The organism is Fusobacterium ulcerans ATCC 49185, from assembly GCF_900683735.1.
Lineage (GTDB): Bacteria > Fusobacteriota > Fusobacteriia > Fusobacteriales > Fusobacteriaceae > Fusobacterium_A > Fusobacterium_A ulcerans_A.
In genome coordinates this window covers 1890345-1903865 of the sequence record NZ_LR215979.1, presented here as the reverse complement: position 1 = coordinate 1903865, position 13521 = coordinate 1890345, and the positions used below count along the sequence as shown (strand labels likewise).

Here is a 13521-nt window from a genome sequence, read left to right as displayed (position 1 = left end):
ATTGGCATAGTAATTGCTATATATTATATCAAATATCATGAAAATAAAGGGGGAAAGATATGAGGATAGCAAGAAAACCTAAAATTTGGGAGGCTTTGGTTCCTATTGTAGGAATGGCAGTAATCATTGTTTATTCTATGCTTGTATTAAAAGTAGATCCACATATTCCTATTGTAATTTCAACTATTCTTGCAGGAGCCATGGCATTGAAAGTAGGATGCAGCTGGCTTGAAATAAGAAGTGGAATGATTGAAAGTGTTTATAGAGCTGTAGAAGCTTTGATTATTGTTATGATTGTGGGAATGTTGATTGGTTCATGGGTTTTAGCAGGTTCTGTTCCAGCAATGATTTTTTATGGATTGGAATTGATTTCTCCAAAGTTTTTTCTGCCTACAGGATGTATTTTATGTGCAATTGTATCTGTTGCAACTGGAAGTGCTTGGACTTCTGGAGGGACAATAGGGGTAGCTCTTATGGGAATTGGAACAGGTCTTGGAATTAATCCTGCACTAACAGCAGGAATGGTTATTTCAGGAGCATATTTTGGAGATAAGATTTCTCCTCTATCAGACAGCACCAATGTTGCTGCTGCTACTGCAGAAACTGACTTATATTTACATGTAAGATCAATGATGTATACAACTGTTCCAAGTTTTTTAATAGCACTTTTGCTGTATCTGATTATAGGATTAAGATATGATACTTCATCAATAAATTTAGAGAATATAAGCTTAATAAAAGATGCACTTTCTACTACTTTTGTTATTAGCCCTTGGCTATTAATACCTCCAATAGTAGTATTGATAACAGCTGTAAAGAAGGTTCCTGCTATTCCTTCTCTGCTACTTGCAACAACAGTTGGAAGTATACTTGCCATGATTTTTCAGAAAGCAAGTCTTGTGGATGTTTTGAATGTTTTGCAAAATGGATATGTAGGGGAAACTAATGTAGAGATTGTAAATAAGCTGCTTACTAGGGGTGGAGTCAATGGAATGTTATGGACAATTTCTCTTATAATTTTTGCTCTATGTTTTGGAGGTATTCTGGAAAAGGCAAAATTTACTGAGGTAATTTTGGAAAAAGTAATAAAATATATTCATTCAGTTGGAAGCCTTGTAGCTACAACTATTGTGACTGGAATTTTGTGTGATTTTGTTCTTACAGATCAATATCTAGCAAATATTATTCCAGGAAGAATGTATTATAAAGTTTATGATGACATGGGACTGGAAAGATATTATCTATCTAGAACATTGGAGGATGGAGGTTCGCTTTGGTCTCCTATGTTTCCATGGAATGGTTGTGGAGCATATCAATCTGCTACTTTAGGTGTTTCTACTTTTGCTTATTTTCCTTATGCCTTTTTAAGTTTAATAAATCCAATTGTTTCTATTATTATGGCATACTTAGGAATAGCAGTATTCAGAAAGAAACTTCAAGATCAAGATGTTGAAGTTATTGATGTAGAAAATTTAAATGAACTAGATGCAATCAGAAATAAAATGGAATAAAAGAATAACTGGGGGAGTATTCATATATTCTTTAACTGCATCCCTTTCTACTATTAAAAGCTTAGGGATGCAGTTATATTTAAAAAGTTAAATGATTTTAATTAAAAAAACTTTGTAAGATATGTATTTATTTTCATTATAGTTAAAAAATATAGGACTAAAGATGCTTTAATTAATGGTTTAATCGGAATAAAAAAGCAGTTACTAGAGTTTTCTATAAAACAGAATATTAATCTTAGATAGTTGGCTGAGTATAGAATATTTTGAAAGAAATTGTAAATAAATATAAAAGTTATTTTTTAATTTTATTGTATATTTCTTTTCCTGTTTTTGTATTACATAAACCACCTTTGCAAGTACATTTTAATTCGTTAGGAAGCATTTTTCCAACTTCATACATTGCAGTAATGACTTCGTCTAAAGGAATAACTGCATCATAACCGCATTTTATCATATTAGCTGATGAAACCGCATTTATAGAAGCTAAAACATTTCTGCTTATACAAGGAACTTCAGTTAAGCCTCCTACAGGGTCACAAATTAATCCCAGCAGATTTTGCAGTGCCAATGAAGCTGCAGAAAAACATTCTTCAATATTTCCATCTAATAATTCAATAATTCCAGCTGCTGCCATACAGCTTGCTGCCCCATTTTCTGCCTGACATCCAGCAACTTCTGCGCTAAAAGTAGATTGATTAGCAATAAAGACACCAATAAGACCTGATGTTAACAGTGCTTTTATAATTTTATCTTCTTCAGCATTTATTTTTTCTCCACAATAAACAATTGTAGCAGGAATTACACCACAAGAACCAGCTGTAGGAGCAGCAACTATGATATTATGTTTACAATTATTTTCCATAGTTTTAACTGCTGAAAGCATAATTTTATTTAAAACCCCCATGTCAATTATATTTTCATTTTTTAATTTATCTTCTATTTTAGCAGAATTATTAGAAAGTATTTGAAATTCAGTATTTTTATCATTAATATCTATTAATAAAGATTTTTTCATAAAAAATAATATGTTTTTCATTTTTTCTACAATGTCATTTTTTGAAATATTACTTATACTACATTCATATCTGATTGCGAGCTCCCACAGATTTAAATTTTCACTTTTATTGTATTCAATAGCTTCTGCGGCATTAAAAAATAGTGGTATGTTTTCTTTGTTTAGTGCTACAGGCAAAATAACATCTGCTGTTCTATAAAAAATAATTCTATTATCATTTTTTAAATATTTAATTTTATTTTCAATTTCACTATTAATTATTAATATTTCAAAAAGAATTGTACTGTTTTTTTCCTGTAAATAATAATGATCTGGAGAAAGAATTTTTTTAATTTCTTGAATTAATGAATTTTCTTTTGTAGAAATATAAATTTTTTTATTTTCACCAGTTATTGATATGTCAAAATCATCCATATTAATTATTTCAAACATTCCCCCACCAGTAGAACGGGTAATAATTTTCATATCTAATTTTTTGTTTCTATATATTCTAATTTCAGCTTCATTGGGATGGTTCATTCCTAAATCTTCTGATTTAAAAGTTATTTTAAGATTACTTTCTTCAGCTATTTTTAAAGCGTGCTTTAGTCTTATATCATCAGGAGAAAATCCTAAAAGTCCTCCAACAAAACCATAATCTGTTCCTTGACCTTTGTAAGTACTGGGATAAGAACCATTTTTTTCAAATATAATTTCAGCTTCTTCTATATCATTTCCATATAAAATTCTTATCATTTTACCAATTCTTGCACATCCAGCAGTATGAGAACTTGAAGGTCCTGTCATTATAGGTCCTAAAACATCATTAAAGATGCTGTGATATTTTTTCATGTGTTCCCCCTTCTAAAAAATAGATGTTTTATTCATCTCTTTTTATGATTTTAACTTCTCCAGTATCTCCATCCATTTCTATAAAATCACCAGTTTTTATTAAAGAAAATAAATCTATGTCATCAGGAAAATCAGCAATAGTAGGAATTGATAAAACAGCTGAAGCTACTCCTGATCTTGAATCTATTTTAGAAAACAGCCAACCTGAAGGTTTAAAACCAGAAACTGCAGCAGAGTGAAAATGCCCAGACCATCCAGTAGATCCTTTTCCATATGGTAATATTAATATTTTTTTATCAATACATTTTCCTTTTTCAATATTTGAATCTTCTATTATTATCCCAGTTTTATCATCAACTCCTGCCCAACCTTGAATACTGTCAGGACATACTATTGCTTCTCCAGAAGCTTTTCCAGGAAATGCAGGTCTTCCCTTTAGAATAATTTCTTTCATATTAATCCCACCATCCTTTTATTGCAGCATCAATACATTTTTCAGTAGTTCCATAAAATATTTTTATATTTTTTAAATCACTGTGTAAATAGTGAGCTTGTTTTGCACCATCTGTTACAAATCCTGTTTTTACATTATCAAAAATAGTACGTCCACAAACTAGAGGACAAGAACTGTTTAAAAGATGCCCTCCTGCATTTTCAATAATTTCTGTATAACCATTAATATCAGCAAGTTTTTGAATAGCTAAATCTGTCCAGACCTGTAAAGAAACATTTTCATTGACTTTTTTATTTTTTAATAAATCTGCCACTTTTTTAATCTCATCTAAAGCATAATGTGGACATCCTAATACAACCATTTGTACAGCTTCACTACCTTCATCACATATTGTAGATAAAGCATCATCATACATTTTTTGAGTTATTGCAAAAGTTCCAAGAGGAGTATGTCCATTTAGGGCAGCTTCTAAAGTTGGAGCTTCAGCTGTACATCCAACAATATGGCATATTTCACATCCACTTGTAGTAGCAAGTGAAGCAAAGAGTCGTTTTAATTTATTGAGATTAGGATGTTTAAAATTTCCTGTTACAACAGGACGAGCATTTCCTGGTAATATTTTTCCTAAGATAATTCCAATTATATCCCAATCATATTCAGTATCACTTTTACATTGGATTTCAAAAATATGAGTGGCATGTCTATTTTCTAGTATATGATTCCCCCATTTTGGAGTTCTTCCACATATGGCAGACCAAGTTGAAGCCTCTAAACCATCTGCATTTCCACATGCTCCAAAAACAGAATTGCACATTAGGATATTACTTGATTCAGTTGAGACAAAATGTTCTCCTCTTATTGGAATCCATCCGCTTAGATATGGAGTACAAGAACCAACAATATTGACTCCTTTTGGTCTTGTGATTTGCAGATATTTTTTATTCTTTTCAAAAACTTCTTTTGATATATTTATAGGTTCATAACAATAATAATCACATCCACTGCAGCAGGTTTGGATAAAACATTCATCAGAGAAATCACCAATTTCATATATTTTATCATCACTACATAACATCATTTTTGAGAAGACTTCATTATAATCATCTGACTTTATAACATCTAGATAAGGATGAGCCCCATAATATACAGTAGCCTTTGTAACTTCGCATAATTCTTCAGCATTTAATACTTTTGCATATTCAATAATTTTTTCTAAAGCTTTTTGTTTAAAAGCACCCATTTCTCCATTCAGCATTTTTTTTTCGTAATCAGTTAATTTAAGCATTTTCTTCATCTCCTTAATTGTATTTTATAGATAACCAAATAGTTTTGGCAGGAATAGCCCAAAAGCAGGGATATAAGTAGTCAAAATTAAAGTAGGAAACCATGCAAAACAAATCAATGCTATATCTGGTCCCAGCATTTCTTTAACTTCTGCTTTGGAGATCCTTCCAGCTAAATATAATAATGGAGCTGTAGGGGGTGTTACATTTCCCATACCTATATTAACTCCAAGAATTGCTGCAAAATGTATAGGGCTGACTCCTAAAGCTACAATAACAGGAAGTAAAATAGGTGCTGCTAAAATAGTTGCTGAGCAGTCATCCATAATCATACCTAAAATTATCATAAATAAATTAATCATGATGAGAATGATTACTTTTTTTTCAGAAATGGATGTTAAAAATTGTAAAATCATATTTGGTAGATTTTCACTTACATATAGCCTGCTTAAAATCATAACAGAAAAAAGCATAGCCATAATGACTCCAGCAGTTTCTCCAGCTTGGATAAGAGCTGTTTTAAATGTTATTTTATCTATTTTTTTATAATAAAAAGCTCCAACCGGAACAGCGTATATTACAGATAAAGCTGCTGCTTCTGTAGCTGTTAATATTCCGCAATAAATAGAGCCTAAAATAATAACTGGCATTAATAAAGCAGGAACAGCACTATCATTTTTCTTTTTAAAATTCTTGTTTGTATTTATGTTTTCAACTACTTTATCGTAAACTTTTATGTTTGGATTTTTCTTAGCATACCAGCAATTAACCAAGCTTATAAGAATAATTAATAAAATTCCTGGTAAAACTGTTGCTAAAAAACATGCAAGAACTGACTGTCCACTTGACCATGCATATAAAATCATTAACATTGATGGGGGAATTAAAATTCCAAGAACTCCAGAACTTGCTAACAAAGCTCCTATTAATCCTTCAGGATATCCATTTCTTTTTAATCTTGGAGTCATTATAGAACCTATACAAGATAAAGTTGCAGATGAACTTCCAGAAACAGCTCCAAAAACAGCACAAGATACTACAGCAACTATTCCAAGGCTTCCTTTAACTTTTCCTACACGTTTTTCAACAGTTCCTATTAATTTTTCTCCAATTCCACCATTATCCATGATCGAACCTGCAAGAACAAATAATGGGATTGTAAGCAATAGAATAGAATTTATTTTATTATAACCATAAACCATTAAAAAAGATGGATCATAGTCACCTAAAAAACAAATACTTCCAGCAGAGGCTAAAAATGCTAATGGGATAGGCATTCCTATAATTAACATAATTAATAAAATTATTAAAGCAACAGCAATTATCATATATATTTCACCTCACTATAATCTTATGAAGAAAAAGTTTTTAAATTTTTAAAGTTATTTATTACATCTCTTATCAGGTATATATCCCATATAAAGAATGAAATAAAAATAGGAATTTGACCTATTATATTAGGTAATTTAAAAACATTAGATGCTGCTCCCATATCAGCAGACCATGAAACATATTTATAGCACCAAAAAGTGACAATAACTGCTATAAATAGAGCTATTAGATTTTTAATTAGGCTGAAAATTTGTAAAGTCTTTTGATTTTTGATAAAAATACTTAACATATTAGCATCAATATGGGAATTTTTTTTTGCTGCAACAGCACTTCCAGTAAAATATAACCAAAATGATATAAACAAAATTATTTCTTCAGAGCCATAAAAGTCAATTTTAAAAATGTAACGCATCATAGCACCAATAAAAATAAGTAAACACACTGCAATACCTGTAATGATAAGTATTATATTTTCTATATTTTCTAGGAAATTATCTAATTTTTTAAGCATATTTCCTCCTTTATAAAATGAAGATATAAAAATCTTTATTTTAAATTTATAATAAATTTATTTAAACAGTATAGATTAGTAGTTTTTTAATTGGCAAATTGATGTACTTTATTTTGTGAATTAGGTAGAAAGTAGAATGAGGATATATTTAGTAGAAAAATTTTATGAATGTTAAGTTTAAAAAAATAATTATTATACTTTTATCTGGCAAAACTTTTATAGACTATAGTCTTAAAATATATTTTTGATTTAATTATGTATACTGGGCTTGAATCTATTAATTTTAGCCTTAATTTTAATAATTCTGTATTGAATATTATTATTTTAGAACAAACCCAGCAGCATAAGTTTTTAATTAAAAACTATTGTAGATTATTAATAATTTTAGAATATTAAATTTATTTTTACTCCATGCTTTTCAAAAGATTGTCCATAAATTTTTTAGATGTATGTTTTGTAAGTTTTGGCCATACTTTTTCTCTAATAGTTTTAGCAAAATTAGCTCTTTCTTCATCACTGAATTTAATAACTTTTATTCCAGCATCTTCCATAAGCTTCATATATTTTTCTTCATCTGTTTTAGCAAGAACAAGACTTTCCTTACATTTATTTTGAATAATTTTTGTAATTGCTGCTTGATCTTCTGGAAGAAGAGAATTAAATTTATTTTCATTCATAAAAATTTGAGTAGCTTCTTGAGTCATTTGATAGTGATAATAATATTTTATAACATCACGGAAATATAGGTAGTTTAAATTAGGAGGTCCTCCTACCCAACCATTAACTGTACCAGTCTGCATAGAAGTATAAGTATCAGAATATGCAATAGTAGATGTTCTAAAACCTAATTCTTTAGCAGGTAATGCAAAGTTATCAAGGCCAGGAATACGAACAATAACATCTTTTTCTTTTCCAGGGATAGCTGGATCTTTTATTTCTTTAGTTACACCTATACCAGAAAATCCTTCACAGTAAAAACCAAAACTATGTAAACCTAATTTTTTAGCACTTTCAGATACAGTTTTAAATAGATAATTATCTGGGGCGTAAGCCTTTTCCAATTCTTCATAATTAGAACCTAAATAGGGAAGCATAGCTCCAGACATTTTAGGGTCATAGGTTTCAACAGCTGTAATATGAGCCATATCTATTGTTCCCATCATAGTTTCTTCGAATATACTAGTATAATCCCCCAAAGAGCTGTCTGTATAAAGTTCTACTTTCACTCTTCCTTCAGTCGCTTTATTTATTTCTTCGCATATTTCTCTGTCAGCATTTGAAGCTGTTGAGTCACTTGGATGTTGATTTGCGAATTTTAAAACAACTGGTTTAAAATTACCTGTATCTTTTGCATAAGTAAGAGAGCCTAAAATAAAAAAGCCAGTTAAAAAAATTGATACTGCATTTTTGAATTTCATTTTTTACCTCCTTGATATTTTAATAAAAGCACTTTAGTCATTAATAGTGAGTTCCATTTTCATAAAAAAGATTTCCTGGAAATTCACTATAATTAACTTGAATAAAATCATATCCTTTTGTTTTAAAAAAATTAGTTATTTCCATTGCTAATTTATCACATATTTCTTGAGGACGAGGCATCCAGTATATTTCTGCAATTATAATATTTTTTTCTTTACCAGAAATATATTCTATAGGATTATAAAAAACTTTAATATAATCAATAGAAGTATTAGAGATATTGGAAATGATATTAGTTAAGTTGCTGGAAAAGTCTATAATTTTTTCTTTGGAAATTCCACTTATTTTAAGATGTGGCATAGCAACCTCCTTTTTTATTATTATAAAATAAATTTTTATATATATAAAATCTTTTATAATTTATTAATACTATTAAAAATACAAAAAGTCAAGTAAATTAACTATTTTTTTATAAAACGAACATTTTAATATTGACAAAACGCTAAAAAATTTTTATATATATAAAATTTTTCTTTTTATTTTTAAAAGTATTTTTGGAATATAAAAAAATTAAAATGTGATATAATATATTTGAATAATTATAACAATATTAAAAAGGGGTAAAAAATGGATGAAAAAATAGGCGCTCTTTTAAAAAGAATAAGAAAACAACATAAAACTACATTGCAGGAACTGGCTTTTAAATCTGGGCTATCAATAAGTTATTTAAGCTTATTGGAAAGAGGTCTTAATAGTCCTACAATTGAAAGCTTGAATAAAATTTGTCAATGCCTTGGAATAACCCTTACGGATTTGCTTTTAAACTTAAATTCTGAAAAGCTTTTAGTTGAAAAAAAGGATAGAAGAATTATATTTGATAATGAAGGAGTACGTTATGAAACAATAACTGAAGGAAATAGGCATATGAAAGGGACTGCAATGATAGTATCAGACAAAGTTCTCCATATTTCAGAATCTCATATAGCAGATGAAATTGGATATATGGTACAAGGAGTTTTAGAGTTGAATTTAAAAGGAGTTATTTATGAGATGCATCCTGGTGATACAATTTATATACCTGCAAATACAAAGCACTCTTTTAAAAAATTAAGTGATGATGAATCCATAAGTATTTGGGTATATCACAATGTAGCTTTAGAAAGTGTACCAACTGTTTTTAAATAAAAATATATAAACAGGATGTAACAAAGAAATTAGGAAATAATATCATAGGGGATAAAAAAAGCTGCTCATCAGCAGCCATTTTTTATCTTTCTATTCCATCTCTAGCCATTATCCCTATATTATAATAATGTTTTATCTCTTTCATTTCAGTAACCAAATCAGCACGATCTATAATTATCTGTGGAGCATATCTTCCTGTAAGAACAAGCTCAACATTTTCAGGTTTTAATTCCATAAGAGCTAATATTTCATCTTCACTTACTAAACCAAAGAAATGAGCTACACAGATTTCATCTAAAATTACAAGTTCATAATCTCCACAAATAAGGGCTTCTTTAGCTCTTTTCAATCCAGCTTTAGCTTTGTCTATATCTATTTGTTGTACATGTTCTTTAGAAATTATACAATTTTCTGTTCCAAATCGTTCTATGATGATATTGTCTAATTTTGCAAATGTTCTGAGTTCTCCATACTCCTGTCCTTTCATAAACTGTCCTATGTAGACATGATATCCATTTCCAAGTGCTCTTACAGCCAAACCAAGAGCAGCAGTAGTTTTCCCCTTTCCGTTTCCTGTATATATTTGAGTGTATCTTTTCATAATAATTCCTCCTTTGGAAAAAGCTATATAGAAAATCTGCATATTTAAAGAATATCACAAAAAAGAAGACATAACAAGGGATTATATTGTTTTGACTTTTTGGAGGATAAATTATATAATTTTTCTATATAAGTCTTTAAAAAGGAGTGATGAAAATGACTAGAGAGAAATATTTTAAAGATTTAAAAAAGAGAATAGATGAGATTTATTTAGATTTCCATAAATCAGGAAAAGAAAAATTGGTGGAGCTTGAGGAAATAAAAAAGATACTTTTAGATGAAAGTGTAAGAGATGAATACTATGAAGATTTAAAAAAATATATCGAAATAAAACTTGAATCAATTGGAGTTTTATAAGAAGATGGAGCAGATGAAGGAAGTAAAACTCTAGCAATAGAAACAGATTCTAAGTCATTTGATTATGTAGCAGGAAAAACAGGAGTAGACCTTAAAAAAGTAATACCTCATGAAAAAGGTAAGAGTACACTATACAAAAATATTAGACAGAGCAGAAATATTAGATGGAGCAGATGAAGAATATATTACAGGAAGATTTAAAGGTGGAAACGACTTTGACATCTTAGTAGCTCATAAGAATGAACACAGCATAGAATTAAATGCTAAATATGCTCTTGAATTAGAAAATGGAATACTATTTGATATAAAAGGAACTTACTCAGTAGAAAGAGATTCTCATAATAATTCTGGCAAGAACAGAACTAAAGGAGAATGTATAGCAGGAGTTGGATTAGGGTATAAGTTTTAGAACGAGATATAAGGATTTCAAAAAATATAAAAAATTGTACAAAGTAAGATAGAATATATTTTAACTCATGTAACTTTAGAAATAAAATTACATGGGTTTTTTAGTAATAAAATTTCTAGAATGAATAATAAATCTTTTAATTATATATTTGTTGTAAAATATGTCCTATTATTGAATGATTAAGGTCAGGGTGTAGGATTTCTTTTTTTGATATAAAATTTCTTTGCTCATCACAAACATGTATGTAGATCCTATTTGAATTATTTTTTAATTTTTTATATAGAAAATTAATTATTTGCTCATTTAATTTTATTGGCATGCAAAATAAAAGCTCTTTATTTTTGTCAAAAACAGATAGAATTATATTTTTTTTACATTGTGATAAGGATAATTCCCAAAATATAAATTGAGTCATTTTAAATTTTAATGCATATTCTTTTGTTAGAGAAATGTATAAGTATAAGTCTTGAAACCCATTTTCGTGTATATTTAATTTAATTCCTTTGGATATTTCAGTAAAATTCTTAGAAGTATTTGAGTTTCTATCATATTCATATTCAGTATATATGTCTGTAATAATGTCAAAAACTATTTTAAATGAATCAATATTCATGCTATCAAATGGGGGAGTTTTTTCTAAGATATAGTTAGAAAATTGATTTTTAGATAATGCTAAATTATTTCCATTCTTCTTTTGCATAATTTCTGATTTATTTTCAATATCTGTATTAATAATAAAAACTTTATTATCAATAATATAGTTAGATTCTATATTGCTTGAAATTGGATGATATATATTTTGTATAATTTTATGTTGCCCAGTTTTCATATCAAATTCATTAGCTAAATATAATCTCCTACCATCACCATCTTCTTTTTTTATATCTTCATCTAAATATAAATTTTCTGTACTGATTAAAGGAGTATTTTTTCTATGATCTGGAACAGGAAGTATCATGGAGAAAACACTATTTCCATGATTAATATATTTTTTATTTATATAATTTTTATTTATGCTTTCATCATCAGAATCAAATAAAAATATTTTCAAAGCTTCATTATCAAAAATTGATACACTATTACAAAGTTTTTCTAAGGTTTTATTTCCCATATTCAATTCTTCGTATTCAAAAAAATCTATTTTCAAATTTCTATATTGTCCTTTTTCTTGAAATGTATTTAATGCATTTTTCAGATATTTCCAATCAGTTTTTCCTTCTGTTATGATTAAATTTTTATTATTGTTTTTTAACTCTAAAAATCTGTCATCAATATTTGGTGAAAAAAGCTTTAAAAAAATCTCTATATCTCCTTCAGGTCTTTTTAATAAGAGTTTTATTTCATCTTCATCAATGGTACTTTCTGTTTGAATAATTTCTTCATTTGATAATACTAATTTATCTTCATCATATCTTCCATATATAAAAATACTACTATCATCACTCTGAACAAATGATACTTTAAATTTTGTATAAACACTTGAAATATAGTTATTATTTTTAAAAAAACATGTATTATGAAATTTGATATATACCCATTTACCTTTCAAGTTATTTATCCAATTTATTGCTTCCTTTAAGCTAATATATTCCATTCTTATATCTTTTGGATATAAATTGTAATTTTTCATTATTAAACCTCCAGCTTTTATTATATAAAAATCTATTTTAATTGTACTATCGCATTGGAGCAATATCAAAATATTATTTTTATATTTTGTTTTAAAATCATCAAAAATTATTGATATAAACTTAAAAAATATTTAGTTTTATTTGCAGAATAGATGTTTAAAAAATTTCTAAGAAGTTAGGAAGTATCAGTATGGTGTGTTATAAGCTTTAAATATAAAATTTGGCAGCAAAAAAATATGATATAATATCACACAATATAAGGGAATAACCTTGTAAAAAGAATAATAAAACCTGGGAATTACGATAGTTCTTCGTTTGTTTTAAGAAAAAAACTTTACTGAATAGTCAAGTTTTTTTAATCAGAATACAAATTTTAAAGAAAAAATGAAAGAAGGCAGAAATCGATCTGCCCTCTTTTTTTAATAGATTGCTTCTTGTTTAATTATCTTATTATATGCAAGAATTACTTTGCTCCATTTATCAAATTTATTTTTTACAACATCTAATGTAAGTCTTTCTTCAGATAGTGCAATCAAGTGGAACAAAACAAAACCAGCTGTATCTGCCCAGTGAATATGATAATCTTTTAAATCAAAGTTGAAAAATGTTTCTGTTAATTTATCTTTTATTTCCTTTGCTGAATAGTCAGGAGAGTGATAATCTACATTAATGAGTTCTTCTCCCCAGATATTAGAGGATAATTTCCATCTGTACATAGATTTTTGCTCTATCTTGATAGTATAGTAATCTTTTTCCTGCCAATCCGTAAATCTCACTTCAAATTCTTTTGTCATAGCCATAACACCACCTCCTGTTATTATTTTATATACTTCATAAAGCATCTTCTGTCAATTAGAAATTTAGAGATAATTGGTATAATAAAAGAGAAAATATTCCTCTAAATACTTCTTAAAAATATAAAAATAAATTTATCAAGTATTTTATTTTTGATAAAAAATATTTTAAATATTCTTTTGAATTTT

General features: G+C 27.9%; 13 protein-coding genes and 1 pseudogene. 4 read left to right on the top strand and 10 right to left on the bottom strand.

Translation table 11 applies throughout. The features are described 5' to 3' along the window. Window positions 1-59 precede the first annotated feature (59 nt). Complete coding sequence (gene nhaC, locus E0E45_RS08555; protein WP_130890788.1) at window positions 60-1511, top strand: Na+/H+ antiporter NhaC; 1452 nt, start codon at window positions 60-62, stop codon at window positions 1509-1511. A 292-nt stretch (window positions 1512-1803) separates the two neighbouring features. Here nhaC and E0E45_RS08550 read toward each other — a convergent pair whose 3' ends face one another. From E0E45_RS08550 to E0E45_RS08520, 7 genes are all read right to left on the bottom strand, one after another. Continuing rightward, complete coding sequence (locus E0E45_RS08550) at window positions 1804-3357, bottom strand: L-serine ammonia-lyase, iron-sulfur-dependent, subunit alpha (RefSeq protein WP_130890787.1); 1554 nt, start codon at window positions 3355-3357, stop codon at window positions 1804-1806. A 28-nt stretch (window positions 3358-3385) separates the two neighbouring features. Then, on the bottom strand, window positions 3386-3811 hold the full coding sequence (locus E0E45_RS08545) for an aconitase X swivel domain-containing protein (RefSeq protein WP_096402333.1): 426 nt from the start codon (window positions 3809-3811) through the stop codon (window positions 3386-3388). A 1-nt stretch (window position 3812) separates the two neighbouring features. Further along, window positions 3813-5096: an aconitase X gene (locus E0E45_RS08540; protein WP_130890786.1), complete on the bottom strand. Its 1284-nt coding sequence runs from the start codon at window positions 5094-5096 to the stop codon at window positions 3813-3815. 24 nt (window positions 5097-5120) lie between these two features. Next, window positions 5121-6422: a TRAP transporter large permease gene (locus E0E45_RS08535; protein ID WP_172604178.1), complete on the bottom strand. Its 1302-nt coding sequence runs from the start codon at window positions 6420-6422 to the stop codon at window positions 5121-5123. Between the two features lie 23 nt (window positions 6423-6445). After that, window positions 6446-6937: a TRAP transporter small permease gene (locus E0E45_RS08530; RefSeq protein WP_130890784.1), complete on the bottom strand. Its 492-nt coding sequence runs from the start codon at window positions 6935-6937 to the stop codon at window positions 6446-6448. A 404-nt stretch (window positions 6938-7341) separates the two neighbouring features. Next, window positions 7342-8355: a TRAP transporter substrate-binding protein DctP gene (gene dctP, locus E0E45_RS08525; protein ID WP_130890783.1), complete on the bottom strand. Its 1014-nt coding sequence runs from the start codon at window positions 8353-8355 to the stop codon at window positions 7342-7344. 40 nt (window positions 8356-8395) lie between these two features. Beyond that, the gene (locus E0E45_RS08520) at window positions 8396-8716 is read right to left on the bottom strand and encodes a DUF1904 family protein (RefSeq protein ID WP_130890782.1); all 321 of its coding nucleotides are present in this window, start codon (window positions 8714-8716) and stop codon (window positions 8396-8398) included. A gap of 267 nt (window positions 8717-8983) precedes the next feature. Between E0E45_RS08520 and E0E45_RS08515 the strand changes: the two genes are divergently transcribed. After that, window positions 8984-9541 carry a helix-turn-helix domain-containing protein gene (locus E0E45_RS08515; RefSeq protein ID WP_130890781.1) on the top strand — a complete coding sequence of 186 codons (558 nt, stop codon included), beginning with the start codon at window positions 8984-8986 and terminating at the stop codon, window positions 9539-9541. Window positions 9542-9623: 82 nt separating this feature from the next. On the opposite strand, the gene E0E45_RS08510 is transcribed toward E0E45_RS08515, so the two are convergent. Then, window positions 9624-10142, bottom strand: coding sequence for a cob(I)yrinic acid a,c-diamide adenosyltransferase (locus tag E0E45_RS08510; RefSeq protein WP_130890780.1), 519 nt, complete (start codon window positions 10140-10142; stop codon window positions 9624-9626). Window positions 10143-10297: 155 nt separating this feature from the next. Between E0E45_RS08510 and E0E45_RS08505 the strand changes: the two genes are divergently transcribed. Then, window positions 10298-10498 carry a hypothetical protein gene (locus E0E45_RS08505; protein WP_130890779.1) on the top strand — a complete coding sequence of 67 codons (201 nt, stop codon included), beginning with the start codon at window positions 10298-10300 and terminating at the stop codon, window positions 10496-10498. Further along, window positions 10499-10907: pseudogene (locus E0E45_RS08500) on the top strand (autotransporter domain-containing protein); the annotation flags it as partial. A gap of 136 nt (window positions 10908-11043) precedes the next feature. On the opposite strand, the gene E0E45_RS08495 reads toward E0E45_RS08500, so the two are convergent. Together E0E45_RS08495 and E0E45_RS08490 are read right to left on the bottom strand one after the other, a co-directional pair. Beyond that, entirely contained in the window at window positions 11044-12537 is a 1494-nt protein-coding gene (locus tag E0E45_RS08495) for a hypothetical protein (protein ID WP_130890778.1), read from the bottom strand. 420 nt (window positions 12538-12957) lie between these two features. Further along, a complete protein-coding gene (locus E0E45_RS08490; protein WP_130890777.1) occupies window positions 12958-13338 on the bottom strand; it encodes a hypothetical protein in 381 nt (126 codons plus the stop codon). Window positions 13339-13521: the final 183 nt, after the last annotated feature.

Bases quoted from the DNA above. Each gene is read 5' to 3' on its own strand.
- E0E45_RS08495 (WP_130890778.1), bottom strand. From the start codon at position 12,537: ATGAAAAATTACAATTTATATCCAAAAGATATAAGAATGGAATATATT.
- E0E45_RS08505 (WP_130890779.1), top strand. From the start codon at position 10,298: ATGACTAGAGAGAAATATTTTAAAGATTTAAAAAAGAGAATAGATGAG.
- E0E45_RS08490 (WP_130890777.1), bottom strand. From the start codon at position 13,338: ATGGCTATGACAAAAGAATTTGAAGTGAGATTTACGGATTGGCAGGAA.
- E0E45_RS08520 (WP_130890782.1), bottom strand. From the start codon at position 8,716: ATGCCACATCTTAAAATAAGTGGAATTTCCAAAGAAAAAATTATAGAC.
- E0E45_RS08540 (WP_130890786.1), bottom strand. From the start codon at position 5,096: ATGCTTAAATTAACTGATTACGAAAAAAAAATGCTGAATGGAGAAATG.
- dctP (WP_130890783.1), bottom strand. From the start codon at position 8,355: ATGAAATTCAAAAATGCAGTATCAATTTTTTTAACTGGCTTTTTTATT.
- E0E45_RS08550 (WP_130890787.1), bottom strand. From the start codon at position 3,357: ATGAAAAAATATCACAGCATCTTTAATGATGTTTTAGGACCTATAATG.
- E0E45_RS08510 (WP_130890780.1), bottom strand. From the start codon at position 10,142: ATGAAAAGATACACTCAAATATATACAGGAAACGGAAAGGGGAAAACT.
- E0E45_RS08535 (WP_172604178.1), bottom strand. From the start codon at position 6,422: ATGATAATTGCTGTTGCTTTAATAATTTTATTAATTATGTTAATTATA.
- E0E45_RS08530 (WP_130890784.1), bottom strand. From the start codon at position 6,937: ATGCTTAAAAAATTAGATAATTTCCTAGAAAATATAGAAAATATAATA.
- E0E45_RS08545 (WP_096402333.1), bottom strand. From the start codon at position 3,811: ATGAAAGAAATTATTCTAAAGGGAAGACCTGCATTTCCTGGAAAAGCT.
- nhaC (WP_130890788.1), top strand. From the start codon at position 60: ATGAGGATAGCAAGAAAACCTAAAATTTGGGAGGCTTTGGTTCCTATT.
- E0E45_RS08515 (WP_130890781.1), top strand. From the start codon at position 8,984: ATGGATGAAAAAATAGGCGCTCTTTTAAAAAGAATAAGAAAACAACAT.